The organism is Paramicrobacterium salitolerans (assembly GCF_051513965.1).
Lineage (GTDB): Bacteria > Actinomycetota > Actinomycetes > Actinomycetales > Microbacteriaceae > Paramicrobacterium.
Genome location: NZ_CP195847.1, coordinates 2,112,495 through 2,135,891, shown reverse-complemented (window position 1 = coordinate 2,135,891; position 23,397 = coordinate 2,112,495). Strand labels below are relative to the sequence as shown.

At 67.5% G+C, this 23,397-nt stretch carries 22 protein-coding genes, 1 tRNA gene and 1 other RNA gene; 10 read left to right on the top strand and 14 right to left on the bottom strand.

Annotation, left to right across the window (positions count from 1 at the left end):
* The first annotated feature begins 102 nt into the window (after nt 1-102).
* From ACSAGD_RS10200 to ACSAGD_RS10190, 3 genes are read left to right on the top strand one after another with little or no spacing between them, the layout of a single operon-like run.
* On the top strand, nt 103-1,182 hold the full coding sequence (locus ACSAGD_RS10200; RefSeq protein WP_437582622.1) for a heme/hemin ABC transporter substrate-binding protein: 1,080 nt from the start codon (nt 103-105) through the stop codon (nt 1,180-1,182).
* Nucleotides 1,179-2,285: a FecCD family ABC transporter permease gene (locus tag ACSAGD_RS10195; protein ID WP_437582621.1), complete on the top strand. Its 1,107-nt coding sequence runs from the start codon at nt 1,179-1,181 to the stop codon at nt 2,283-2,285. Before ACSAGD_RS10200 ends, ACSAGD_RS10195 begins: the two co-directional genes overlap by 4 nt.
* The gene (locus ACSAGD_RS10190; protein WP_437582620.1) at nt 2,285-3,064 is read left to right on the top strand and encodes a heme ABC transporter ATP-binding protein; all 780 of its coding nucleotides are present in this window, start codon (nt 2,285-2,287) and stop codon (nt 3,062-3,064) included. Before ACSAGD_RS10195 ends, ACSAGD_RS10190 begins: the two co-directional genes overlap by 1 nt.
* A gap of 222 nt (nt 3,065-3,286) precedes the next feature.
* Here the strand turns inward: ACSAGD_RS10190 and ACSAGD_RS10185 are convergent, their stop codons facing one another.
* Together ACSAGD_RS10185 and ACSAGD_RS10180 are read right to left on the bottom strand one after the other, a co-directional pair.
* Nucleotides 3,287-3,841 carry a hypothetical protein gene (locus ACSAGD_RS10185; protein WP_437582619.1) on the bottom strand — a complete coding sequence of 185 codons (555 nt, stop codon included), beginning with the start codon at nt 3,839-3,841 and terminating at the stop codon, nt 3,287-3,289.
* Between the two features lie 192 nt (nt 3,842-4,033).
* A tRNA-Ser gene (locus ACSAGD_RS10180) sits at nt 4,034-4,121 on the bottom strand.
* 112 nt (nt 4,122-4,233) lie between these two features.
* Between ACSAGD_RS10180 and ffs the strand changes: the two genes are divergently transcribed.
* Nucleotides 4,234-4,330: signal recognition particle sRNA small type (gene ffs, locus ACSAGD_RS10175), an RNA gene on the top strand.
* A gap of 6 nt (nt 4,331-4,336) precedes the next feature.
* Here ffs and narI read toward each other — a convergent pair.
* The 5 genes from narI to ACSAGD_RS10150 all read right to left on the bottom strand — a co-directional run bounded on the left by narI (nt 4,337) and on the right by ACSAGD_RS10150 (nt 12,580).
* Nucleotides 4,337-5,098, bottom strand: a complete 762-nt coding sequence (gene narI / locus ACSAGD_RS10170) for a respiratory nitrate reductase subunit gamma (RefSeq protein ID WP_437582618.1) — start codon at nt 5,096-5,098, stop codon at nt 4,337-4,339.
* Entirely contained in the window at nt 5,095-5,775 is a 681-nt protein-coding gene (gene narJ, locus ACSAGD_RS10165) for a nitrate reductase molybdenum cofactor assembly chaperone (RefSeq protein WP_437582617.1), read from the bottom strand. The genes narI and narJ overlap by 4 nt, the downstream gene beginning before the upstream one ends.
* Nucleotides 5,772-7,421, bottom strand: a complete 1,650-nt coding sequence (narH, locus tag ACSAGD_RS10160; protein WP_437582616.1) for a nitrate reductase subunit beta — start codon at nt 7,419-7,421, stop codon at nt 5,772-5,774. Before narH ends, narJ begins: the two co-directional genes overlap by 4 nt.
* Complete coding sequence (locus ACSAGD_RS10155; protein ID WP_437585158.1) at nt 7,421-11,182, bottom strand: nitrate reductase subunit alpha; 3,762 nt, start codon at nt 11,180-11,182, stop codon at nt 7,421-7,423. The genes narH and ACSAGD_RS10155 overlap by 1 nt, the downstream gene beginning before the upstream one ends.
* Nucleotides 11,183-11,251: 69 nt before the next feature.
* A complete protein-coding gene (locus ACSAGD_RS10150) occupies nt 11,252-12,580 on the bottom strand; it encodes an MFS transporter (RefSeq protein WP_437582615.1) in 1,329 nt (442 codons plus the stop codon).
* Nucleotides 12,581-12,823: 243 nt separating this feature from the next.
* On the opposite strand from ACSAGD_RS10150, the gene ACSAGD_RS10145 reads away from it, so the two are divergent.
* From ACSAGD_RS10145 to ACSAGD_RS10135, 3 genes are all read left to right on the top strand, one after another.
* A complete protein-coding gene (locus tag ACSAGD_RS10145) occupies nt 12,824-13,315 on the top strand; it encodes a MogA/MoaB family molybdenum cofactor biosynthesis protein (protein WP_437582614.1) in 492 nt (163 codons plus the stop codon).
* Complete coding sequence (locus ACSAGD_RS10140) at nt 13,312-13,737, top strand: molybdenum cofactor biosynthesis protein MoaE (protein WP_437582613.1); 426 nt, start codon at nt 13,312-13,314, stop codon at nt 13,735-13,737. Before ACSAGD_RS10145 ends, ACSAGD_RS10140 begins: the two co-directional genes overlap by 4 nt.
* A 112-nt stretch (nt 13,738-13,849) precedes the next feature.
* Nucleotides 13,850-14,869, top strand: coding sequence for an isopenicillin N synthase family dioxygenase (locus ACSAGD_RS10135; protein WP_437582612.1), 1,020 nt, complete (start codon nt 13,850-13,852; stop codon nt 14,867-14,869).
* Nucleotides 14,870-14,871: 2 nt separating this feature from the next.
* On the opposite strand, the gene ACSAGD_RS10130 is transcribed toward ACSAGD_RS10135, so the two are convergent.
* The 7 genes from ACSAGD_RS10130 to ACSAGD_RS10100 all read right to left on the bottom strand — a co-directional run bounded on the left by ACSAGD_RS10130 (nt 14,872) and on the right by ACSAGD_RS10100 (nt 21,025).
* A complete protein-coding gene (locus ACSAGD_RS10130; RefSeq protein WP_437585157.1) occupies nt 14,872-16,662 on the bottom strand; it encodes a BCCT family transporter in 1,791 nt (596 codons plus the stop codon).
* 321 nt (nt 16,663-16,983) lie between these two features.
* Nucleotides 16,984-17,223: a MoaD/ThiS family protein gene (locus ACSAGD_RS10125; protein ID WP_437582611.1), complete on the bottom strand. Its 240-nt coding sequence runs from the start codon at nt 17,221-17,223 to the stop codon at nt 16,984-16,986.
* Nucleotides 17,220-17,462, bottom strand: coding sequence for a DUF6457 domain-containing protein (locus ACSAGD_RS10120; protein ID WP_437582610.1), 243 nt, complete (start codon nt 17,460-17,462; stop codon nt 17,220-17,222). The genes ACSAGD_RS10125 and ACSAGD_RS10120 overlap by 4 nt, the downstream gene beginning before the upstream one ends.
* A complete protein-coding gene (mobA, locus tag ACSAGD_RS10115; RefSeq protein ID WP_437582609.1) occupies nt 17,455-18,108 on the bottom strand; it encodes a molybdenum cofactor guanylyltransferase in 654 nt (217 codons plus the stop codon). The genes ACSAGD_RS10120 and mobA overlap by 8 nt, the downstream gene beginning before the upstream one ends.
* An 18-nt stretch (nt 18,109-18,126) precedes the next feature.
* Entirely contained in the window at nt 18,127-18,558 is a 432-nt protein-coding gene (gene moaC / locus ACSAGD_RS10110) for a cyclic pyranopterin monophosphate synthase MoaC (RefSeq protein ID WP_437585156.1), read from the bottom strand.
* 143 nt (nt 18,559-18,701) lie between these two features.
* A complete protein-coding gene (locus tag ACSAGD_RS10105; protein ID WP_437582608.1) occupies nt 18,702-19,910 on the bottom strand; it encodes a molybdopterin molybdotransferase MoeA in 1,209 nt (402 codons plus the stop codon).
* Entirely contained in the window at nt 19,907-21,025 is a 1,119-nt protein-coding gene (locus ACSAGD_RS10100) for a ThiF family adenylyltransferase (protein ID WP_437582607.1), read from the bottom strand. Before ACSAGD_RS10100 ends, ACSAGD_RS10105 begins: the two co-directional genes overlap by 4 nt.
* Nucleotides 21,026-21,185: 160 nt before the next feature.
* Between ACSAGD_RS10100 and ACSAGD_RS10095 the strand changes: the two genes are divergently transcribed.
* Genes ACSAGD_RS10095 through ACSAGD_RS10085 form a run of 3 tightly spaced genes read left to right on the top strand, consistent with a single transcriptional unit; the run spans nt 21,186 to nt 23,169 of the window.
* Entirely contained in the window at nt 21,186-21,590 is a 405-nt protein-coding gene (locus ACSAGD_RS10095) for a TOBE domain-containing protein (protein ID WP_437582606.1), read from the top strand.
* A 2-nt stretch (nt 21,591-21,592) separates the two neighbouring features.
* Nucleotides 21,593-22,384: a molybdate ABC transporter substrate-binding protein gene (modA, locus tag ACSAGD_RS10090; protein ID WP_437582605.1), complete on the top strand. Its 792-nt coding sequence runs from the start codon at nt 21,593-21,595 to the stop codon at nt 22,382-22,384.
* Nucleotides 22,381-23,169 (top strand): ABC transporter permease, encoded by a 789-nt coding sequence (locus ACSAGD_RS10085; protein WP_437582604.1) that lies wholly within the window; start codon nt 22,381-22,383, stop codon nt 23,167-23,169. The genes modA and ACSAGD_RS10085 overlap by 4 nt, the downstream gene beginning before the upstream one ends.
* Nucleotides 23,170-23,397 lie beyond the last annotated feature (228 nt).

Below are 23,397 nucleotides of genomic sequence, written 5' to 3'. Positions count from 1 at the left end.
GTCCAGCTGACGCACTCCATCGACGGGGGTGGGTTCCGCGCGAGCGGGACTCACCCCACGTCGCCGTCTGACAGAACACAGCACAGGAACCACATGAGACACATGAGAAGACGCGCCGGAATCGGGGTCATCGCCGCGGCGGCCGCCATGCTGCTGGCAGGATGCTCCGAGCCGGCGAACTCGTCCGGGTCGACGCCCGCGCCAACCGAGAAGACCACCGCGGAGGGAGCGGCCGACGCCGTCAACGCGCTCGAGCTCACGGGCCCGAGCTCTGCGGAGGCCATCCCCGACATGGAGACGGTCGTCGCTGACGCAGAGCCTCAGCTGCCCGCAACCGTGTCCGACGCGAAGGGGACCGAGATCACCGTCGAGAGCGCTGATCGGGTGCTCGCTCTCGACCTCTACGGAACGCTCACCGACACCGTGATCGGACTCGGACTGCAGGACCACCTCGTGGGTCGATCGAACTCCGACCTGCAGAAGGAGCTCGCCGACCTCCCAGTCGTCACGAAGGACGGACACGACCTCAACGTCGAGGCGGTGCTGAACCTGAATCCCGATCTCGTGCTGACCAACACGACGATCGGCAGCGACGACAACTACACGCAGCTCGAGAGCGCCGGTGTGACGGTCGTACGCTTCGACCAGGTGCCCCACATCGACGGCATCGCGGATGCGATCCACGAGGTCGGCGAGGTATTCGGAGTTCCGGATGCCGCGGAGGAGCTTGCTCAGCACACCGCGGACGAACTCGAGGAGGCACAGAAGACCATCGATGCGCTGAAGGCGGAGACCCCGCGTGCTCCACGGGCGGCCGTGCTGTACGTCCGCGGCACCGCAGGCATCTTCTTCATCCTCGGCGCCGACTACGGAGCGGCCGACGTGCTCGAGGCGCTCGGTCTCGAAGACGTCGCAGCCGAGAACGGCATCACCGACCTGAAGCCGGCCAACGCCGAGGCGCTCGTCACCCTCGATCCCGAAATCGTCCTCGCGATGGAGAACGGCGTCGAGTCGAGCGGCGGCGTGGAGGGCTTCCTGAAGCGACCGGGCATGGCGGAGACCACGGCTGGGGCGAACGAGCGAGTGGTCACCGCTCCCGACAGCCAGCTGCTCTCGTACGGACCCCGCACGCCGCAGGCTCTCGTGGCTCTGGCACGCGCCATCTACACCGACGGATCATGACGCGCACGGCACCCGATGTGACACGTGCTCCCGCTGCGGCATCCGCCCCACGAGTCGGCACGGTCACGCGATCGCGCCGACTCGTGCGGGTCACGGTCGTGACGACGACCCTCGTGGCTGCAGCTCTCGCCGTCGCGGTGATCTCGGCGGCGACGGGCCAGTTCTCTGCGAGTCCCAGCGAAGTGCTCGGCGCGCTCGTTCGAGGCATCGTGGGCGGAGGGGATGCCGACACTCAGCGCGTCGACGCCGTGCTGTGGGCGATCCGCTTCCCACGCGCCGTGCTCGCGCTCCTCGCGGGGGCGTGCCTCGCGGTGGCGGGCGCGGTCATGCAGGGCGTCTTCGCGAACCCGCTGGCCGAGCCCAGCATCGTGGGCGTGAACTCGGGCGCCTCCGTCGGGGCGACGCTCGTGATCATCACGGGCGCCTCGGTGGCTGCGCCGTGGTCGCTGCCGCTCGCCGCCTTCGCCGGAGCGCTCGTCGTCACCGTGCTCGTCTGGTCGATCTCGCGCACCGGCGGCAAAGCGGCGGTGCTGACGCTCGTGCTCGCCGGCATCGCGATCAACGCCGTCGCGAGTGCGGCGACGAGCTTTCTGATCTTCCTCGGCGACGCGTCCTCGCGTGAGCAGGTGATCTTCTGGCAGCTCGGAACGCTCGCCGCGGCATCCTGGAACAGCGTCGGTGTGACCGCGATCGTCTTCGCCCTCGGGTTCGTCGGCTGCCTCATGATTCGTCGGCAGCTCGACGTGCTGTCGCTCGGCGACTCTGCGGCGTCGTCGAGCGGCGTGAGCGTGGAGTGGCTCCGCGTCGGTGCGATTCTGCTGGCGTGCCTGCTCACGGGCATCGCCGTCGCGTTCGGCGGAGTGATCGCGTTCGTCGGGCTCATCGTTCCGCACGCAATCCGTCTCGCGGTCGGGCCATCGCACCGATACCTTGTTCCGCTGTCGGCGCTCGGGGGAGCGGTGCTGCTCGGTGCCGCCGACATCGCTGCCCGTACGGTCGTGCCGTTCGCCGACCTCCCGATCGGAATCTTCACAGCCGTCGTCGGCGGGCCGCTCTTCCTCGTGCTCCTGCGACGCACACTTCGCGGGCAGGGGGCCCGATAATGCGCGGACTTCGCATTACACACGCACGCGTCACGCTCGAGAAGCAGACCATCCTCGACGACGTCTCCCTGAGCTTCCGGCCCGGTCGCGTCACGGTCATCATCGGGCCGAACGGCGCGGGCAAGTCGACGCTGCTGGGCGTCGCGGCCGGAACGATGAGAGTGGATGCCGGCGAGGTCACGCTCGGCGGACAGGACATCCGCCACGTCTCGGCGAAGCGCGCCGCCCGCATGCGCGCAGTCATGCCGCAGGACACCTCGGTCGCGTTTCCGTTCACCGTCCGCGAGGTCGTCATGATGGGGCGTTCGGCCTGGTCGGAGAGCGCCGCAGCCTCAGAGCAGGTCGCCGACGAGGCGCTGCGATCTGCGGGCCTCGGCGCGATGGCGGACCGTGAGATCACGACGCTCTCCGGAGGGGAGCGTCAGCTCGTCGCATTCGCGCGCGTGATCGCTCAGGCGACACCGGTGACCGAGTCCAGCGTCGTGCTGCTCGATGAGCCGACGGCCGCGATGGACATCGCACACGCCGAGTCCGCGCTCACTCTCGCCCGGTCGCTGGCCGCACGGGCCGCAGCGGTGGGCATCGTGCTGCACGACATCGACGCCGCAGCCGCCTACGCGGACGATCTCGTGCTCATGCACCGCGGCCGGGTGCACGCGGCCGGGAGCGTCGCGGACGTCTGCGTCCCCGGCATCCTCTCCCGGGTCTACGGCACGCCGATCGACGTATTCGAGCTCGACGGACGCCTGCACGTGACCCCGGTTCGCGCGGCCGCCTGACGAGACGAGGGAGCGCTCTGCGCCGCGTCCCGCCGGGGAGCGCTCTGCGCCGAGTCCTGTCGGTGCGCGCTCTGCGCCGCGTCGCGCCGGGGAGCGCTCTGCGCCGAGCCTCGGTGCAAAGAGTCGGTGATTCTTGCGGCGCGCCGTGGAGGCAAGCGTTTACCGCGGCGTGCCGCGCGAGTTTTCCGATTCTGTGAACGCTCGTCAGCGGCTGACGCGCGGTCAGCGGCTTCGCTGCGGGCGGCGCTCGAACCAGTCGAGCATGTCGGGGTTCGAGCGCTGCAGCTCATCGAGTGAGACCGTGCTCTGCAGGTGCTCGATCGGCGTTGTTACGAGCCTGGACGCGACGTTGTTGATCGCCTCGTCACTCCAGTGCTCGCCGCGCATCCGCAGCAGAAGCGACCCGTCGCGGTCGAGCACGAACATCTGCGTGACTGGCTCGGTGGCGCCGTTGCGTCGCAGCCGCAGCACGATCGCACGGGCGACCTCGCGGAGAGGGATGCTCCGGGTCCCAGGCAAGAACGGCTCGACGACCAGGTCGGCATCCGTCACTTTGACGCTCATCGCGGTGTAGCGCAGTGCCACCACAACAATCGCGAGCACGGCCGCGACCATGACTCCGAACACCCACCAGCCGCGCCCGGCCGGAATGGCGAGCCAGTACAGCGTCGCAAGCATCGGAATCGCGAGAGCGCAGGCGATCAGCACTCCCTGCCAGAGGGCGGAGCGGCGCGCGCGCACGACGACAGTCTGATCAGTCAGTGCGGCGTCTCCCATGGTCTCCCTCCCCATCCATCTTGGTACGGATCCGAGAAGTTGTCGTGTCCTCATTTTGGAGGACAAGCGCATTGGCCAAGTGGAGTGCGGGGGAGAGCGTGTCGGGTGACGCTTGTTGCATGAGCTGTTTCGTGAGGGGGTGAAACGGATGCTGATACACAAAAGAACCCCTGATCAGACAGGGGTTCTGGTTGGCGGAGAATGGGGGATTCGAACCCCCGAGGGCGTTAACCCAACACGCTTTCCAAGCGTGCGCCATAGGCCACTAGGCGAATTCTCCTTGACCCACGAAAAGCGGGCCTCAGCTAGCTTACCTGAGACCCGCCTCAGACGTGGAATCGAAGCCGGCTCACGGCCGGTCACACACCGTCGTTTTCATCTGTACAATGGATGCTGGCTCCTCGCGTGGCGCCATCCAGGCCAACTCCCCCAGGACGGAAACGTAGCAAGGGTAACCGGGCTCTGGCGGGTGCGCGAGGGGTCCTTTTTATTGCCCTAGAAGCGCCTCTGCTGCGGCGTCTTCTCGGGCAGCTGCGAACCCTCCCAGCCGCGACGGATCGACCGCGAGCCGCGGTGCTCATCGCGCGAGCGATACACGATGTACGGCCGGAACAAGTAGCCGATCGGCGCCGAGAACACGTGCACGAGACGCGTGAACGGCCACAGGATGAACAACAGCGTCGCACTCAGCGCGTGCAGCTGGAACAGCAGCGGAGCGTCGATCATGAGCGACGGGTCCGGCTGGAACAGCAGGATGCTGCGCACCCACGGCGAGATCGTCTCACGGTAGTTGTACCCGCCTCCGATGATCTGGTGCGCCACTGTCGCCGCCGTGCCGATCACGATCGTCAGGGCGAGGAACACGTACATGATCTTGTCCATGACGGTCGTTGCGAGGAAGACCGGTCCGTTCGTGCGTCGACGGAAGATCAGAATGGCGAGCCCCGCGATCAGCAGTGCGGCGGCCGCCGTACCGAGCACGGTCGCACCCCAGTGGTACATGTGCTCGTCGATGCCGATCGCGTACAGCCACTCCCGGGGAATCAGCAGCCCGACGACGTGCCCGGCGAGCACCATGAGGATGCCGAAGTGGAACATCGGCGATCCGAGACGGAGCAGCCGGCTCTCGTAGACCTCGCTCGACCGGCTCGTCCAGCCGAACTTGTCGTAGCGGTAGCGCCAGATGTGTCCCACGATGAACACTGCCATGCCCGCGTAGGGCAGAGCGATCCAGAGGACGAAGTCGAGCGCGTTCATGCGGGGGCCTCCTCGCGTGCGGAGTACGGTTTGAGATTTCCGAGGAATGTGAGGCCGACGGTCTCCACGGGCGGTCCGTCGTTGACCAGACTGAGGTAGCGGTCGCGCGTCTCGTCGTCGATCTCGGGGAGCGACGCTGCGACGGCTTCGATGAGGTGCACGTATGGGCTCTCGAAGCCCGTGAGCGCCGCGCGCAGCACCTCGATGCCGTCGCGGTGCGCCGCAAGAAGATCCACCGCGACGGGCGAGGCGCTCGCGGCGGAGAACTCCAGCACTTCCGGCAAGAAGTCCGGCAGCTCTTCGTCCGAGGGTTCCCAGCCGGCCGCGCGGTACGCCTCGATGAAGCGCACGAGCGCCATGCCACGGCGACGGGTGTCACCGGCGGCGTAGTACGTCAGGTACATGGCGCACTTGCGCTTGAGATCGAACGTGGCGACGTAGTTCTTCTGCAGGTCGTCTGCCGAAGCATCCTTCATGACCTGCAGAAAACGCTCGAAGCGCTGAGCGATGGGAGCCGGAAGACTCGGCACCGCATCAGCCACGGCGGGCCAAGCCGCACGTCGCTGGTCGTCGGGGTAGTCGAGCAGAATGGATGCCGCCATGTGCGCGATGCGCCGCTGGTCGTCCGTGAGCGCGATCGGCGCGACGGGCTCCGGGAGCGGTTTGACGGGACTCATTTCTCGTCTTTCTCCTTGTCCGGCGGGAACATCCCGGTGGGCCGGCCGTTGCCGTCCCAGTTCAGCAGGTTGATGCGCCCCGGCGTCGACGGACGGTCGGCGGTCTGACGGTCCTGCAGAACGTGGAAGTTCTCGACCGCGACCGGGTCGGGGCCGTGACCGCTCGACAGGCCGAAGGGTCCGGCGCCGCCCATCCCGGGGCCACCCTCGTAGTCGAGGGAGCAGGCCAGCTCGTCGAGCTCGCGCGCCTGCTCGGAGTGCGCCTGCGGAATCACGTAGCGGTCCTCGTACTTCGCGATCGCGAGCAGGCGGTACATCGCCTCGACCTCGGTTCCCGTCATGCCAACGGACTCCGCGATCTTCTCGTCGCGACCCTCATCGAGGTTGATGCCGCGCATGTACGAGCGCATCGCGGCGAGCTTCTGCAGCGACTCCGTGACCGGCCCGAGGTCGCCCGCGCTGAACAGTCCCGCGAGGTACTCCATCGGGATGCGCAGCTTGTCGATCGCAGCGAAGAGGTTGTCGGCATCCTCACCGTCGTTTCCGCTGCCCGCGACCACGTCGACGACGGGGGAGAGCGGCGGGATGTACCAGACCATCGGCATCGTGCGGTACTCCGGGTGCAGCGGAAGCGCGACGCGGTACTCCTTGATGAGCTTGTAGATCGGGCTGTTCTGCGCGGCCTCGATCCAGTCATCAGGGATGCCTTCGGCACGAGCGGCCTCGACGATCGCCGGGTCGTGCGGGTCGAGGATGATGTCACGCTGCGCGTCGAGCAGGTCGTGTTCGTTCTCGACGGAAGCCGCTTCGAGCACGCGGTCAGCGTCGTACAGCACGAGCCCGAGGTAGCGCAGACGGCCCACGCACGTCTCCGAGCAGACTGTCGGCAGTCCGACCTCGAGGCGCGGGTAGCAGAGCGTGCACTTCTCGGCCTTGCCGGTCTTGTGGTTGAAGTAGACCTTCTTGTAGGGGCATCCCGACACGCACATGCGCCAGCCGCGGCACTGGTCCTGGTCGACGAGCACGATGCCGTCCTCGCTGCGCTTGTACATCGCACCGGAGGGGCACGACGCGACGCACGACGGGTTGAGGCAGTGCTCGCAGATGCGCGGCAGGTAGAACATGAAGGCCTGCTCGAACTCCATGGCGACGTGGTCGCTCATGTGCTTGAGGATGGGGTCCTCCTGCACGGTCTCCGGGGAGCCGCCGAGATTGTCGTCCCAGTTCGCCGACCAGCCGATCTTCATGTCGTCGCCGGTGAGCAGCGACTTCGGCTTCGCGACCGGTGTGTGCTCGCTCTGCGGAGCGTTGAGCAGCATGTCGTAGTCGTAGGTCCAGGGCTCGTAGTAGTCCTCGATCTCCGGCAGCTTCGGGTTGTAGAAGATGCTCGCGAGCTTCTGGATGCGGCCGCCGGAGCGCAGCTTCAGCCGGCCGCGCTTCGTGCGCACCCAGCCGCCGCCCCACTTCTCCTGGTCCTCGTAGGTGCGCGGGTATCCGACACCGGGCTTCGTCTCGACGTTGTTGAACCAGACGTACTCGACGCCGGTGCGGTTGGTCCACGCCTGCTTGCAGGTCACAGAGCATGTGTGGCATCCGATGCATTTGTCGATGTTCATCACCATCGACATCTGAGCCATGACGCGCATTAGTATTCGACCTCCTGGCTGCGACGGCGGATGACCGTCACCTCGTCTCGTTGGTTTCCTGTCGGTCCGAGATAGTTGAACGCGAACGAGAGCTGCGCGTAGCCGCCGATGAGGTGGCTCGGCTTCATCAGCACTCGCGTGAGCGAGTTGTGGATGCCGCCGCGCAGACCGCTCGTCTCCGCCTTCGGAACGTCGACTGTGCGGTCCTTCGCGTGGTACATGAAGACCGTGCCCTCGGGCATGCGGTGCGACACGTTCGCGCGGGCGACGACGACACCGTTGCGGTTGTATGCCTCGATCCACTCGTTGTCACGCACGCCGATCTTGTCGGCATCCTGCGGCGACATCCAGATGGTGGGGCCGCCGCGCGAGAGCGAGAGCATGAACAGGTTGTCTTGGTACTCCGAGTGGATGGACCACTTGGAGTGCGGCGTCAGGTAGCGCACCGCGACCTCGGCCTTGCCCGCGGAGCCGGGAGCCCTGCTCGGCGCCGTTGAACCGACCTGCGCGTCGCCGTACAAGCGGTACAGGTCGAGCGGAGGACGGTAGATCGGCATCGACTCGCCGAGCTCGATCATCCAGTCGTGGTCGAGGTAGAAGTGCATGCGTCCCGTGAGGGTATGCCACGGCTTCTTGTGCTCGACGTTGACCGCGAACGCCGTGTAGCGGCGGCCGCCGTGCTCCGAACCCGACCACTCGGGCGAGGTGATGACGGGCACCGGCCGCGACTGCACATCGGGGAAGGTCACCCGGGTGTCTTCGCTTCCGGAGGCGAGCTCCCTGAGGCTCGTCTGTCCGGTGTGCTTGCCGAGCTTCTCGAAGCCCTGCAGCGAGAGGCGCCCGTTCGTCGTGCCCGAGAGCGTCAGAATCATCTCGCACGCCCGCACATCGGTGTCGAGACGGATGCTGCCCGCATACGGGCCCGACTGCACGAGTCCGTTGACCCGACCGAGCTTCTCGAGCTCCGGCTTGGGCTCGTAGGTGATGCCCTTCGTCTGCATGCCGAGCTTCTCCGTGAGTGGCCCGAGCGTCGACATCTGGTCGGCGAGCTTCGTGTAGTCGCGCTCGACGACCAGCAGCTTCGGCATCGTCACACCCGGAACGAGCGGGGCGTCGCCGTCGACCGTTCCGTTCGGCGTGGCCATGGCGTCGGCCGTGTCGTGCATGAGCGGCGCCGCGACGAGATCCTCCCGCACACCCAGGTGGGTGCGCGCCATCACGCTGACCTTCTTGGCGAGCGTGTGGAAGATGTCGAAGTCGGTGCGCGTCTGCCACGGCGGCTTGATGGCCGGGTTGAACGAGTGCACGAACGGGTGCATGTCAGTGGACGACAGGTCGTACTTCTCGTACCAGGTCGCCGCCGGCAGCACGACGTCGGAGAACAGCGTCGTGCTCGTCATGCGGAAGTCCGCGGTGAACAGCAGGTCGAGCTTGCCCTCCGGAGCCTCGTCGTGCCAGCGGATGTCGCGCGGACGACGGTCGCCCTCCGCCTCGGGCGCGCGGACCGCGGCATCCGTCCCCAGCAGATGCTTGAGGAAGTACTCGTTGCCCTTTCCGGAGGAGCCGAGGATGTTTCCGCGCCAGATGCTCAGCACGCGCGGGAAGTTCTCGGGGGAGTCCGGGTCTTCGCACGCGAACCTGAGGCTGCCGTCCTTCAGGCTGTCGACCACGTACTGCTGCGGTTCGACGCCCTTCTCCCGAGCCTCGTCGACGATGTCGAGCGGGTTCTTGTCGAACGTCGGGTAGCTCGGCATCCACCCGCGCTTGGCTGACTCGACCATGCAGTCCGCCGTCGTACGATCGGCGAACTGGCCCGAGGCGAGCGGTGAGGCGAGCTGATCGGCGGGCAGACCGTCGTAGCGCCACTGGTCGGTGGCGAGGTACCAGAACGCCGTGCCGATCATGTTGCGTGCGGGGCGCACCCAGTCGGCTGCGAGCTGGTACTGGTTGTAGCCCGTGAGCGGGCGAACCTTCTCCTGCCCGACGTAGTGCGCCCAGCCACCGCCGTTCACCCCCTGACAGCCCGTGATGGTCGTCAGGGTGAGGAAGGTGCGGTAGATGGTGTCGGAGTGGAACCAGTGGTTGGTTCCGGCGCCCATGATGATCATGGAGCGGCCGCCGCTGCGCTCGGCGTTGTCGGCGAACTCGCGGCCGATGCGCTCGGCCTTCTCCGCCGGAACCGAGGTGATCTCCTCCTGCCACGCGGGCGTTCCGGGCGTGGACGGGTCGTCGTAGCCGGTCGGCCATTCGCCGGGGAGGTCGTCGCGGCCGACGCCGTACTGCGCGAGCAGCAGGTCGAAGACCGTCGTGACCGTCTTGCCGGCGACCGTCGTCGTCGGAACGCCGCGACGGACGACGCCGGTGCCGCCCGTGTGGGCGTCGTCGCTCACCTCGAGGTCGGGAGTGATGTCGAACCGCGGCAGGTCGATCGCGGCGGCCTCGCCCGACCAGGCCGGGGAGTCCATGATCGACAGGAGCGGGTCGACATCGCCGAGGTCGAGGTTCCAGGCGCCCTCGTCCTCCGTGCTGAAGCGGTGACCCAGCGAGCCGTTCGGCACCGCCGGGGCGCCGTTCTGGTCGAGCAGCACGGTCTTGAACGCGGGGTTCGCCGTCTCGGCATCCGCACCGCCCAGGTCGGCCGCGGTGACGAACTTGCCGGGAACCCAGGCGTCGCCGCGCTGCTGCAGGGCCACGAGGTACGGGGCGTCGGCGAAGCGCTTGAGGTAGTCGACGAACGGCGCTGTGCGTCGGTCGACGAGGAACTCCTTGAGGATGACGTGGCCCATCGCCATCGCGAGGGCGCCGTCAGTGCCGGGGTGCGGGGCGAGCCACTCATCGGCGAACTTCGAGTTGTCGGCGTAGTCCGGCGAGACCGTGATGACCTTCTGGCCGCGGTAGCGCGCCTCCGTCATGAAGTGAGCGTCGGGGGTGCGCGTGACCGGAACGTTCGAGCCCCACATCATGAGGTACGACGCGTTGAACCAGTCCGCTGACTCCGGAACGTCGGTCTGGTCGCCGAAGACCTGCGGGCTCGCGACCGGGAGGTCGGCATACCAGTCGTAGAACGACTGCATGGTGCCGCCGAGGAGATTCACGAAGCGGGCGCCGACGCCGTGCGAGACCATCGACATCGCGGGAATCGGCGAGAAACCCGCAACCCGGTCGGGACCGTACTTCTTGATCGTGTGCACGTGAGCGGCCGCGATGATCTCGGCGGCCTCCTCCCAGTCGGCGCGCACGAGACCGCCCTTGCCACGGGCGCGCTTGTACGTCCGCGCCTTCTCCGGGTCCGAGGTGATCTCCGCCCACGCCTCGACCGGGTCGCCCAGGCGCTGCTTCGCCTCGCGGTACATCTGCAGCAGAACGCCGCGGATATAGGGGTAGCGAACGCGCGTGGGAGAGTACGTGTACCAGCTGAACGCCGCGCCGCGCGGGCATCCTCGTGGTTCATACTCGGGGGAGTCTGGACCGACCGAGGGGTAGTCGGTCTGCTGTGTCTCCCACGTGATGATGCCGTCCTTGACGTACACCTTCCACGAGCAGGATCCCGTGCAGTTGACGCCGTGCGTGGAGCGCACGACCTTGTCGTGCGACCAGCGGTCACGGTAGAAGGAGTCGCCGGCTCGTCCGCCCTGCAGGTAGACGGAGCGCAGGTCCTTCGAGACCTCGCCGGGCCGCAGGTAGCGGCCGAGGCTGACGAGCGAGTCTGCGAGGGGGCCGTCGGTGCGGGCTCCGCTGTCGACTCGGCTTCGAGCTGCCATCGTGCCGCGGGTGCGCTTCGCCATTGTGAATCCTTTCGTGTAGCGGGGGAGATCGGATCGCTGAGCGAATCAGCTCGGCTTCTCGGCGCCGGGCCGTGCGTAGTACCACCAGGCGAGCCAGGTGCAGAAGCCGCACCAGACGGCACAGACGATGAAGAACGTCATGGGAGACATCACCGAGAGGGCCATGCCGACGAGGAACGGTCCGAAGGAGCCGATCGCGGCTGTCCAGCCGATGGTGCCGCCGGCCTGGACCTTCGTGAAGATCATCGGCATCTGCTTGAACGTGCCGGCGTTCGCGAAGCCCGAGAAGAAGAAGATGATCATCATGCCGGTCAGGAAGCCCCAGAACTCGCTGACGCTCGAGGGGGAGAGGAAGAACAGCGTCACAACCGTGCCGAGCGTCATGCCGACGCCGCCGAGGAACGTGAACTTCGCACCGCCCCACTTATCGCACAGCGGACCGCAGGCTGCGCGGATTCCGGCGCCGAGGAGGGGTCCGATCCACGCCCAGGCGAGGGGATTCGGGGCATCCTCGAACCCGCCGTAGACGTTCTTGATGATGAGGCCCGTCTGCGCGGCGAGACCGGAGAACGCGCCGAACGACATGAGGTACAGCGCCGACATGATCCAGGTGTGCTTGAGGCCGAAGATGTTCAGCTGCTGTCGGAAGTTCGCCTTCACGGGGACCCGGCGCAGGAACACGATCGCGAGGATGGCCGCGAGAAGCACCCACGGCACCATGACGAGGCCGCCGTTGTGCAGCCAGACCAGCGTGCCGTCGGTCTGCGACTGCGGCGTGAGGGCCGCCGTGCCCAGAAGGCCGAAGCCGACCACCCACGGCACGAGGAACTGCACGATGCCGATGCCGAAGTTGCCGATGCCGGCCTGCAGCCCGAGGGCGGTGCCCGAGAGGCGCTTCGGGAAGAAGTAGCTCGTGGAGGCCATGAGGCCGCTGAAGCTTCCGCCTCCGACACCCGCGCTGAACGAGAGCAGCATCAGGAACCAGAACGGAATGGTTGGGTCGCGGACCACGAACGTCCAGCCGAGCAGCGGGATGAGCAGCAGCAGGGCCGAGAGCGTGACGAGTGTGCGCGTGCCGAGCAGGGGAGGCAGGAACATGAAGAGCAGCCGGATGAGTCCGCCCGCGAGGCCCGGGAGGGCGACGAGCCAGTAGAGCTGCTGCTCAGTGAGGTGATACCCGATGTCGTTGAGCCGGGGCGCGATCGCGCTGACGAGGTACCACGTGGCGAAGGCCAGGATCATCGTGTACGTGGTGATCCACAGCGTGCGCCACGCGAGCTTCTTGTCCCACGTCGCGTCGTTCTCGGGGTCCCAGTTGGACAGATCGGGCTTCAGACTGACGGCATCCTTCCCCATGCCCGCCTTGGTGCTCACTCTTCCTCCAAATGTCATTCTGACGCCGAGGTCGAAGAAGACGTCCCTGTCTCCTTGTTTTTGGAGCCTAACGCAGTTCGCGTCGGTGGGACAGGCTAACTTCGACTGCTCGCTGACCGGTGGATCTCACCGGTTAAGGCGAGTGTGCTCCTTTCTCTGCGCTCCTGAGTGCGAGACGCCCGTGTTTATTCAGACGTTCATCTGAGAGCGCGTTCATGCGCCCCGGTTGCCTACACTGACGGTATGAGCGAAGTTTCCGGAGTCGGCGTCGCGTGTGTCATCACGGTCTCCGATCGGGCCAGTCGGGGTGTCAGGGACGATGCCTCCGGGCCGGTCGCGGCGGATCTGCTGACCGGTGCCGGCTGGCAGGTCGAGTCGCGGGTCGTGCCCGATGATCAGGATGCCGTCGCGGGCAGCATCCGCACGGCCATCGATCGCGGGGCGAGGCTCGTCATCACCACCGGAGGAACGGGCCTCGCACCGCGCGACGTGACTCCGCAGGCGACTGCGCCGCTGCTTCGGCTGGCGCTCCCGGGTATCGCGGAGGAGATCCGCCGGGTCGGTGCCGCGAACGTGCCCGGTGCGATGCTCTCGCGGGGGCTGGCCGGCATCGCGGGAAACGCGCTCGTGGTGAACCTCGCTGGGTCGACGGGCGCCGTGCGCGACGGCGTTCCGGTGGTGCTGTCCGTCGCCGAGCACGTGCTGTCGCAGCTCGACGGCGGTGATCACGAATGATCGCGTTCGCTCGCGTCACAGAGCGGCCGCTCGACGTCACAGAGCACATGGATGCCGTCGCACACGCGAGCCAGGGCGCGACGGCGCTCTTCGTCGGAACCGTCCGCGACAACGACCCCGACGCCGAGGGGCGCGTCGTGCAGCTCGACTACAGCGCCCACCCCGATGCCGAAGCCGTTCTCGCGGAGCTCGCGGAGGCCGCGGACGCTGACGGACTGCGCATTGCCGTGAGCCACCGCATCGGCACGCTGGGCATCGGCGACGGAGCGATCGTGTGCGCCGTCTCGAGCGTGCACCGCGCGGAGGCGTTCGACGTGTGCCGCGCGCTTGTGGAGTCGGTCAAGGCGGAGCTTCCGGTGTGGAAGAAGCAGGTCGAGGCCGACGGCAGCTACTCGTGGGTGGGCCTCGGTCGGCTCGGCTGATGAAGCCGCGTGGATGCCGTGAGGAGCAGCGCGTAGCAGCATCCGTGTCACATGACATTTGTTACGCGTAACACTCGTGACAGCAATGGTTGTCGGTGCAAGCATTCTCGGCATGACAACCTCACTCCGCTCGCTGCCCATCCTCGACATGTCCCGCCTCGACGCTGGCCCGGACGATGCCGCTGCCTTCCGCGCCGAACTTCGCCAGGTGACCCACGACGTCGGCTTCTTCTACCTCGTCGGCCACGGCGTCCCGCAGGAACTCATCGATGAGGTCCTCGACGTCTCACGCCGGTTCTTCGACCTGCCCGAGGAGCAGAAGCTCGCGATCGAGAACGTTCGCAGTCCGCAGTTCCGCGGCTACACGCGCCACGGCGCTGAGCTCACCGCCGGTCAGGTCGACTGGCGTGAGCAGATCGACATCGGGCCAGAGAAGGATGCCGTCGAGCCCGGCCCCGACGTCGCGGACTACTGGCGGCTCGAGGGCCCCAACCAGTGGCCCGACGCCCTTCCGGAACTGCGCGAGACGGTCACCGAGTGGCTCGCACGGCTGAACGCCGTGGCGCTCAAGCTGTTGCGTGCGTGGGCGGTCGCACTCGGCGCGTCGGAGGATGCCTTCGATGAGGCGTTCGCCGCCGACCCGTTCTCGATTCTGAAGATCGTGCGCTACCCGGGGGAATCCGACCTCGAGCCGAAGCAGGGCGTCGGACATCACCGCGACGGCGGCGTGCTGACGCTTCTGCTCGTGGAGCCCGGAAAGGACGGCCTTCAGGTCGAACACGACGGTGAGTGGATTGACGCGCCGAGCGTGCCGGGCGCATTCGTCGTGAACATCGGCGAGATGTTCGAGCTCGCGACGGAGGGCTACCTCAAGGCGACGCTGCACCGTGTGATCTCGCCCCGGAAGGGCACCGACCGCATCTCCCTGCCGTTCTTCTTCAACCCGCACCTCGACACGCGCATGCCGAAGCTCGACCTCCCGCCCGAACTCTCAGCGGCCGCGCGAGGTGTCTCCGTCGACCCGACGAACAGTCCCATTCTTGAGACCTACGGCGACAACGCGCTCCGCTACCGGCTGCGCGCGCACCCGAACGTCGCGGAGAGACACCACGCGGACCTGCTGGTGCGCTGAGCCTACTCGGGGCGCCGCTTTCTGCGGGGCTCCCGCTTGGGAGCATCCTCTGGCCTCACATCGCTGCGGGGTCTCTGCACGCCCTTCGAACGTGAGATTCGGTAGTCGATGCGATCGTCGATGTAGGTCCGCAGCTGCGGGATCTCGGGGATCGCCTCGGTCATGCGGCCCGTGATGTGCGATGTGACGCGGTTCAGACGAGCCACGCGTTCGGCGTAGTCCATCTGCCGTCGCTCGTAGCTGAGCCCGCGCAGGGTGGCGATGCACATCACCACGAGAATGATGCTGAACGGAAGCGCGGTGATGAGCGAACCGGTCTGCAGAGTCGTCAGCCCGCCCGCGAGGAGGAGCGCGATCGCGACGGCACCCTCGAGCCCCGCCCAGAGCACACGCGACCAGATCGGCGGGTTCGGGTGCCCACCCGAGGCGAGCATGTCGACCACGAGAGACCCGGAGTCAGACGACGTGATGAAGAAGATCGCGACGAGCAGGATGCTGATGACGGAGAGCACCTGACCGAGCGGCAGGGCTTGAAGCACCTGGAAGAGCGAGCCCTCCGCAGAAACCTTGCCGTCCTTCACGAGGTCTCCCGGACCGAAGAACTGGTGGAAGAGACCCGAGCCGCCGAGAACGGAGAACCAGAGCATCCCTACGACCGTCGGCACGAGCAGCACGCCCGCGATGAACTGACGCACGGTACGTCCGCGCGAGATGCGCGCAATGAAGACGCCGACGAACGGCGCCCAGGCGATCCACCAGCCCCAGTAGAAGATCGTCCACGACGAGAGCCACGCCTGACCGGCATCCCCCGTGTATGCGCCGACGTCGAACGTCATGTTGAGCACGTTCGCGAGGTAGACGCCGAGAGACTGAATGAGGTTGCGCAGCAGGAAGACCGTCGGACCGAGGATCAGCATCGTGACCATGAGCAGGCCCGCGAGGCTGAGGTTGATGTTCGAGAGCCACTTGATTCCCGCACCGACACCGCTGACGACCGACATCGTCGCGAGGAACGTGATGACGACGATCAGCACGACGAGGATCGTATTGTTGACCTCACCGATCACTCCGATCGCGTGAAGCCCGGACGAGATCTGCTGAACACCGAGACCGAGCGAGGTTGCGATGCCGAACACCGTTCCGAAGATCGCGAGGATGTCGATGACGTCACCCGGCCACGACTTGACCTTGTCGCCGAAGAGCGGCTCGAGCGCCCAGCGGATCGAGACGGGGCGACCTCGGCGGTGGATCGCGTAGGCGAGCGAGAGCCCGATCACGGCGTACACAGCCCACGGGTGGAGGCCCCAGTGGACGAAGGTCTGCGCCATCGCGAGTCCAGCGATGTCGCCCTGGTCGCCCTCCCAGCCGGGCTTCGGGTCGACGGTCGCGTAGGTGAGCGGCTCTCCGACGCCGTAGAAGACGAGACCGATGCCCATGCCGGCGGCGAAGAGCATGGCGAACCAGGAGAGCACGCCGAACTCGGGCTCATCTTCGTCTCTGCCGAGCTTCACCGAGCCGAGGCGCGAGAACGCCAGCACGATCATGAAGGCGACGAAGCCGCCGATCACGAGCATGTAGTACCACCCGATGTCGGCGACGATCCAGTCCTGGATGGCACCGAACACGTTCGCGGTTCCGTCGGGGAAGACGACCGCAAGCACGACGACGGCGACGATCACGATGAGCGCTGGCCAGAAGACCGCCGGGGCGATGAGACCTTTGCTCAGTCGCACTCCCTGGCGCTTGAGCTTCGCGGTGATCTCGTCGTCGGAGTCGTTCTCCTCGATGTGCATGTGCGAAGGAACCGCGACGATTGCGACATCGACTTCGGGCGCACCCGGAAGCACCGGTGTGTTCTCTTCAACTTCGGCCGCCGCACGTGCAACGCGTTCGCTCGTGTCCGTGCGCTCTGAGGTCTCATCTGCGTTCTGCGCGATGCTCTGCTCAGATGCGCCAGAGGCGTTGATCGTCGCTTCGCCCTCCGTGGGGCCGCTGTCGTCGCTCATCTCTCTCCGTTTCGTCGCTGACGTGACGCTTGCCCATAATGGTGCTTATCGGGTCGTTATTCAAACGCGGTGCTCGGAAGAACTCCTTATCGGCGCTGGTTTCGTGGTTCATCCTCCGGCGAACGGCGGCAGCACGTCGACCGTCGCGGCATCCGGAATCTCAGCGTCATCGCTGAGGCGCGTCCCGTTGACCATGAGTGAGCATCGGCCCAGGACACGGGTGAATTCCGCGCCGTGTGCGGCCGAGAGCTGGGAGCGAAGAGCGCCGAGCGTTGCGGGAGCGGCGAGCTGCTGCTCGTCGAGTCCGGCCGCATCTGCGGCACCGGCGAAGTAGCGGACGCGAATCATGATGTCCTCTCTTTCACGAGGCGCTGCGCGGTGGCCACGGCGTCGTCGAGCGAGGCGCCGCGCGCGACGGCCACGCCGACGAGGTAGGTCGAGACGGGGCCTGCGGGACGCGTGATGCCGTGAGCGACATCGCGCGTGAGGTCGAGAAGGGTCGTGGTGGGCACATCGCTCGGGTCTATGCCGAGCGCGTTCGCGAGATCGACGACCCAGGCGTCGAGATCGGCGGGGGTGTCAGCCATGAGAGTCCTCCCTGTTGCTTCGATAGTGGTCGATGTCATTCCAAGTATCAAGGTCGACGCTGGCGCCGTCGCGGTCGGCGATGAGGTGCAGACGGATGCCGGAGAGCAGCCGTCTCATCGAGGCATCCGTGACACTCGGCAGCGCGCTGACGGCGGCTCGCAGCGCCCTGACCCGGTAGCGTCCGGCGAGCCACTGCTCGCGGCCCGCTGCGTCGACGAGCGCGATGCCGTCACGGTCCGCGGGAATCGGTGCGTCGGCCAGCTGCGCCACGATGCTGCTCGCCCTGGGAAGATCGCACGCGAGAAGCCACGTCTCGCTCGCGTCGTCGTGCGGGGCCTCTCCGGTCTGCTGAAGAGCCGAGAGCGCCGCCGCGATGCCGGCGACCGGCCCCGAGAACGGCGGGTCTTCGCGCACGACGGTCACTCCGGGGCGCTCGAGGTGCGGCGGCCCGACGACGATCGTGGGCGACGCGGCGCTGACCGCCGCGAGAACGTGCTCGAGCAGCATCCGCCCGTCGATGTCGACGCTCGCCTTGTCGACGCCGCCGAGCCGTGAACCGCGACCGCCGGCGAGTACGATCGCCGCGTGCTGGGCGTGCGTGCGACCGCCGCGACGCCGCTGCGACGGGTCATCGCCCTCACTCATCGCTGTCACTCACGGCTGTCACTCACCGCGGACCCAGGTGCCGCTCTTGCCGCCGGTCTTCTTCACCAGCTCCACGTGCTCGAGCGACACCGACTTGTCGAGACCCTTCACCATGTCGATGACGGCGAGTCCGGCGACACTGACGGCGGTGAGGGCCTCCATCTCAACGCCCGTGCGGTCCGCGGTGCGAACGGTCGCCTCGATGCTCACTCCGTCGGCGGTCACGTCGAGGTCGACGGTCGCTCCGTGCACTCCGATGACGTGCGCGAGCGGCAGCAGCTCGGGTGTGCGCTTGGCCGCCTGGATGCCGGAGAGGCGCGCAACCGCAAGCACATCGCCCTTCGGGGCAGTGCCGTCGCGCAGCGCGGCGACGATGTGCGGCGCGCACCGCACGAAGCCGCGCGCGGTGGCGCTGCGGATGGTCGGCTGCTTCTCGGTCACGTCGACCATGCGGGCTTCGCCTCGGGCGTCGAGGTGCGTGAACGGCTGCCCTGCGTGTGCGGAAGTCGGATTTTCGGGCGACACGCCGTGAGGGAAAGCGCCTTCCTCGACATGGCGCGCAGAATTTCCGATTCTTCGCGAGGACTCGAGCGTCATGACATCACCATCACAGTCACGGGGTCTCCTTCGGCGACGTGGTCGACCTCGGCGGGAACGATCGCGAAGCCCTCGGCGTCGGCGAGCGACGTCACGAGGTGCGACCCGCTGCCGCCTGCGGTCGCGGGCTGCACGATCTGGTCGTTGAAGATGACCGGCAGAATCTGGGTGCGGCCGGGCGGTGTGCGCCAGCTGGCCGCGGCCGTTCGGACGACGCGCGGCCGGTCGATGTCGGCGTGGCCAGCCATGGCGCGCAGCGCGGGCCTGACGAACATCTCAACGGATGCCGCAACGCTCACGGGGTTGCCGGGCAGGCAGAACATCAGGGTGCCGTCGAGGACGCCGAACCCCTGGGGTTTTCCGGGCTGCATCGCGACGCGATCGAACTGAACGGATGCTCCGCCGAGCACGGCCTTCACAACGTCGAATGCGCCGACGCTCGCTCCACCCGAAAGCACGATGGCATCGCTCTCGGCGCTCGCCGCAGCGACTTCGGCGCGCAGGGCCTCGGCGTCATCGGGCACGGTCACGACGCGTGTGACGTCTGCGCCGGCGCTCGTGAGTGCTGCCCGCAGCAGCACAGAGTTTGATTCGGGGATCTGCCCGCGTGCGGGCGTGGCCCCGGGGACGACGAGCTCCGAGCCGGTTGAGATGACGGCGACGCGCGGCCGGCGGTGCACCGTGACGGTGTCGTGACCGGCCGAGGCGATGGAGGACAGCTGCCAGGGGCCGAGCTCGGTGCCGGCGGCGACGGAGAGGGAGCCGGCCTCGGCATCCTCACCCATACGGCGGATGTGCGCTGCGGGCCTCGGCTGCTCGGTGACGGTGATCTCCGCGGGCGGTGTCTCGCTGATCGCCGTGCCGAGGTCGGTGTGCTCGAGCGGCACGATCGCGTCGGCATCCGTGGGCACGGGCGCTCCCGTCATGATGCGCACGGCCTCGCCCGGCCCGAACGACGGGTCGTCGCTCGAACCGGCCGGCGCGTCGCCCACGATCCGCAGCCGGGCGCCCGGGGTGGCGTCGGCGGCGCGCACGGCGTAGCCGTCCATGGCGGAGTTGTCGAAGAGGGGCACGGGCCACCGGGTGGTGATGTCGTCGGCGAGCACGAGGCCGAGGGCATCGGCGAGCGGTACCGTCTCGACGGGCAGCACCCGCGCGGCGGCGAGGATGCGCTCGCGGTGGTCGTCGATCGAGATGAGGCTCATGCGCGGCTCCATTCGGTCCAGTCGGCATAGCCGCCCTCGAGCAGGCGGATGTCGGCGCTCGGGTGAGCGGCAGTGAGCGCGTGAGCGGCGGCCCGAGCGCGTGGCCCCTGCTGGCAGAACACGACGACGGTGCCCGCGAGCGGGACGGATGCCGCATCGCTCAGCACCTCGCCGAGCGGAACCGAGACCGCGCCGGGAATGGTGCCGCGCGCGAACTCGTCGGGTTCGCGCACGTCGAGCAGCGTCTCCGGGGCGAGGGACTCCAAGTCGGAGAGCGCGACGTGTGTGGGGCGCGCTGCTGTCGCGGCATCCTGTGACCCCTCGTCGGGAACCCAGTCCGTCGGAGGCGCCGTGGCGACGAGCGGCACCTCGCGGGTGCGTGCTCCGAGTCCGTCGAGCACGAGCATCCGGCCGAGCAGGCTTTCGCCGATGCCGCAGATCAGCTTGACGGCCTCGGTCACGAGGATGCCCCCGAGCTGACCGCACAGCGCGCCGAGAACACCAGCCTCGGCGCACGAGGGCACCTCGCCGGGGGCGGGCGCCACGGGGAAGACGTCGCGGAGTGTGACCGGCTGCCCCGACGACGGCGTCGACCAGAACACGGTCGCCTGGGCGTCGAACTGCAGAACCGATCCCCAGACGAGGGGGATGCCGAGCGCCGCACACGCGTCGGCGACGGCGTACCGGGTCGAGAAGGTGTCGCTTCCGTCGATGACGAGGTCGTAGTCGGCGAAGATCTGCTCTGCGTTCTCGGGTGTGAGGTGCTCGCGGTGCTCGATCACCGTCGTGTGAGGTGAGAGCGAGCGGATGCGGTCAGCGGCGACGCTCCCCTTGAACTTGCCGACGTCGTCCACGGTGAAGACGATCTGCCGCTGCAGGTTGCTCGCGTCGACCACGTCGTCGTCGACGATGCCGATTGTGCCGATGCCGGCGGACGCAAGATAGAGGAGTACGGGGGAGCCGAGCCCGCCCGCACCGAGCACACCGACGCGAGCGGCGCGGATTCGGCGCTGCCCGACCTCGCCGACCTGGAGGAGGCGGAGTTGGCGGGCGGCGCGCTCCGCTTCGCCCGGCGGCAGCGCTGCGGCGGGCTCGACGAGAGGTGCAAGAGGCATGCACCCCACGCTAGCGCGAACGGTGCGGGAAGGCTCGGGTGGCGACCGTGAAAACTGCGGCTTCGACGTCATCCCTCATTCTCATGTTCTGAAAGCGTGCTTCCACAAAACCCGCACCGAACCCTAGATAGTTCCGCATTTGCGGTGATAACTTGTCAATATGACCGCATTTCGCATCAGTGAGGCCGCGCCTCTGCTCGGCGTGAGCGACGACACGTTACGACGTTGGATCGACTCAGGGCAGCTCGCTGCCCGTCGTGACAGCGCTGGACGCATCGTCGTCGAGGGCGCCGACCTCGCCGGACGGCTGCGCGACTCGTCGCACGGGCCCGAAGACCCCGTGCACCGCGCGTCGAGCGCTCGCAACCGGTTCGTCGGAATCGTCACGAACGTCATCACCGACACCGTCATGGCGCAGGTGGAGCTGCAGTGCGGCCCGAATCGAGTCGTGTCGCTCATGTCGAGCGAGGCGGTGCGCGATCTCGGCCTCGAGGTCGGGTCGCTCGCCACCGCGATCGTCAAGTCGACGAACGTCATCGTCGAGACCCCACGAGAGAAGAGCTGACCATGACAACGCGCATGCGCCGCCTCGCGGCAACGCTCGCCGCAGCTTCGGCGGTCGCACTCACGTTCGCCGGATGCTCTGGAACTGCGGGCGCCGACTCCACCGACAGTGCCGAGAAGTCTGAGCCGCTGGTCATCTTCGCGGCGGCGTCGCTGCAGGGGTCGTTCGACGAGCTTGCGGAGGCGTTCGAGAAGAAGCATCCCGATGACCCCGTCGACCCGATCGTGTACGACGGTTCGCAGGCGCTCGCCACGCAGATCATCGACGGTGCGAGCGTCGACGTGATCGCCTTCGCGAACGAGCCGAGCTTCGAGCCTGTGGCTGACGCGGATGCCGCGGGCGACCCGACGGTCTTCGCGACGAACACGCTGCAGATCGCCGTCGCACCGGGCAACCCGAAGGGCATCGACGACCTCGCTGACCTCGCGAACGAGGACCTGTCGGTGGTGCTCTGCGCGCCGGAGGTCCCGTGCGGCACGGCATCCCAGACTCTGCTCGACGATGCCGGCGTCGAGGTGACGCCCGTGAGCGAAGAGACCAACGTGACGAGCGTCGTCACTCGAGTGAAGAACGGCGAGGCGGATGCCGGTCTCGTCTACGCGACCGATGTGGCAGCGGCATCCGACGGGCTTGAGGGAGTGACGCCGTCGAACGCCGACGTCGCCGTCAACCGGTACCCGATCGCGGTCGGCGCTGACGCCGCCTCGCCGAAGTCCGCCCAGGCGTTCGTGGACTTCGTGCTGTCTGACGAGGGGCAGAAGATTCTCGAGACCTACGGATTCGGCGCACCGTGACCCTGCCGCGCGGACTGTACATTCCGGCGGTCGGCGCGCTGGCCCTGCTGGTGCTGCCGATCGTCGGACTCATCTCGCGCGTGCACTGGGCGACGTTCTGGAGCGACCTGCTTTCGCCCGCGGCACTCGGCGCCCTCGGCCTCTCGCTCGGAACCGGAGCGGTGGCGACGCTCATCTGCCTCGTGCTCGGGGTGCCGTTCGCGGTGATCATCGCGCGGTCGAGGATGCGCGTGGCCGCTGTGCTGCGAACGATCGTGCTGATTCCGCTCGTGCTGCCGCCGCTTGTCGGAGGTCTTGCGCTCATCTCGCTGCTCGGCCGGTCGGGGCTCATCGGGCAGCCCATCTACGAGGCGACGGGCTTCAGCCTGCCGTACACGACGCCCGCGGTCGTGGTGGCGCAGACGTTCGTCTCGATGCCGTTTCTCGTCATCACGCTCGAGGGGGCGATCCGCACCTCGGGTATCTCGCACGAGCAGATCGCGTCGACTCTCGGCGCGGGACGGTGGCGGGTGCTGACGCGCGTGACGCTGCCGCTCATTCTGCCGGGGCTCGTGGGCGGAACCGTTCTGTGCTTCGCCCGCGCCATCGGGGAGTTCGGTGCGACGGCGCTCTTCGCGGGCAACGCGGAGGGCGTCACCCGAACGATGCCGCTCGCGATCTACACCGCGTTCAACGGGGTCGGTGTGACGCAGGACTCCGCCGTGGCGCTGTCGCTGCTGCTGCTCGTGTGCGCGGTCGTCATCATCGCGGGCATGCGGTCGTGGCGAGAGGATGCCGTGCGATGACTGCCCGCAGCCATCGCAGCCCCCAGGGAGGGGACCGTCACCCCCAGAGCAGCGACCGACGCGCGCAGGGCAGCGAGCGTCGCCCCCAGGGCAGTGACCATCGCCCTCAGAGCGATCACGAAATCGGAAAATCTTCGCGCCACGCCGGTGGGAGTGCCGCGTCCGCGGCGTGTCGCCCCAAAAATCCGACTGCTTCTGCTTCTGCTTCTGCTTCTGCTTCTGCTTCTG

What these genes read in the sequence shown, in the direction of transcription:
- ACSAGD_RS10200 (WP_437582622.1), top strand. Translation starts at nt 103, where the DNA reads ATGAGAAGACGCGCCGGAATCGGGGTCATCGCCGCGGCGGCCGCCATG.
- ACSAGD_RS10195 (WP_437582621.1), top strand. Translation starts at nt 1,179, where the DNA reads ATGACGCGCACGGCACCCGATGTGACACGTGCTCCCGCTGCGGCATCC.
- ACSAGD_RS10190 (WP_437582620.1), top strand. Translation starts at nt 2,285, where the DNA reads ATGCGCGGACTTCGCATTACACACGCACGCGTCACGCTCGAGAAGCAG.
- ACSAGD_RS10185 (WP_437582619.1), bottom strand. Translation starts at nt 3,841, where the DNA reads ATGGGAGACGCCGCACTGACTGATCAGACTGTCGTCGTGCGCGCGCGC.
- narI (WP_437582618.1), bottom strand. Translation starts at nt 5,098, where the DNA reads ATGAACGCGCTCGACTTCGTCCTCTGGATCGCTCTGCCCTACGCGGGC.
- narJ (WP_437582617.1), bottom strand. Translation starts at nt 5,775, where the DNA reads ATGAGTCCCGTCAAACCGCTCCCGGAGCCCGTCGCGCCGATCGCGCTC.
- narH (WP_437582616.1), bottom strand. Translation starts at nt 7,421, where the DNA reads ATGCGCGTCATGGCTCAGATGTCGATGGTGATGAACATCGACAAATGC.
- ACSAGD_RS10155 (WP_437585158.1), bottom strand. Translation starts at nt 11,182, where the DNA reads ATGGCAGCTCGAAGCCGAGTCGACAGCGGAGCCCGCACCGACGGCCCC.
- ACSAGD_RS10145 (WP_437582614.1), top strand. Translation starts at nt 12,824, where the DNA reads ATGAGCGAAGTTTCCGGAGTCGGCGTCGCGTGTGTCATCACGGTCTCC.
- ACSAGD_RS10140 (WP_437582613.1), top strand. Translation starts at nt 13,312, where the DNA reads ATGATCGCGTTCGCTCGCGTCACAGAGCGGCCGCTCGACGTCACAGAG.
- ACSAGD_RS10135 (WP_437582612.1), top strand. Translation starts at nt 13,850, where the DNA reads ATGACAACCTCACTCCGCTCGCTGCCCATCCTCGACATGTCCCGCCTC.
- ACSAGD_RS10130 (WP_437585157.1), bottom strand. Translation starts at nt 16,662, where the DNA reads ATGCACATCGAGGAGAACGACTCCGACGACGAGATCACCGCGAAGCTC.
- ACSAGD_RS10125 (WP_437582611.1), bottom strand. Translation starts at nt 17,223, where the DNA reads ATGATTCGCGTCCGCTACTTCGCCGGTGCCGCAGATGCGGCCGGACTC.
- ACSAGD_RS10120 (WP_437582610.1), bottom strand. Translation starts at nt 17,462, where the DNA reads ATGGCTGACACCCCCGCCGATCTCGACGCCTGGGTCGTCGATCTCGCG.
- mobA (WP_437582609.1), bottom strand. Translation starts at nt 18,108, where the DNA reads ATGAGTGAGGGCGATGACCCGTCGCAGCGGCGTCGCGGCGGTCGCACG.
- moaC (WP_437585156.1), bottom strand. Translation starts at nt 18,558, where the DNA reads ATGGTCGACGTGACCGAGAAGCAGCCGACCATCCGCAGCGCCACCGCG.
- ACSAGD_RS10105 (WP_437582608.1), bottom strand. Translation starts at nt 19,910, where the DNA reads ATGAGCCTCATCTCGATCGACGACCACCGCGAGCGCATCCTCGCCGCC.
- ACSAGD_RS10100 (WP_437582607.1), bottom strand. Translation starts at nt 21,025, where the DNA reads ATGCCTCTTGCACCTCTCGTCGAGCCCGCCGCAGCGCTGCCGCCGGGC.
- ACSAGD_RS10095 (WP_437582606.1), top strand. Translation starts at nt 21,186, where the DNA reads ATGACCGCATTTCGCATCAGTGAGGCCGCGCCTCTGCTCGGCGTGAGC.
- modA (WP_437582605.1), top strand. Translation starts at nt 21,593, where the DNA reads ATGACAACGCGCATGCGCCGCCTCGCGGCAACGCTCGCCGCAGCTTCG.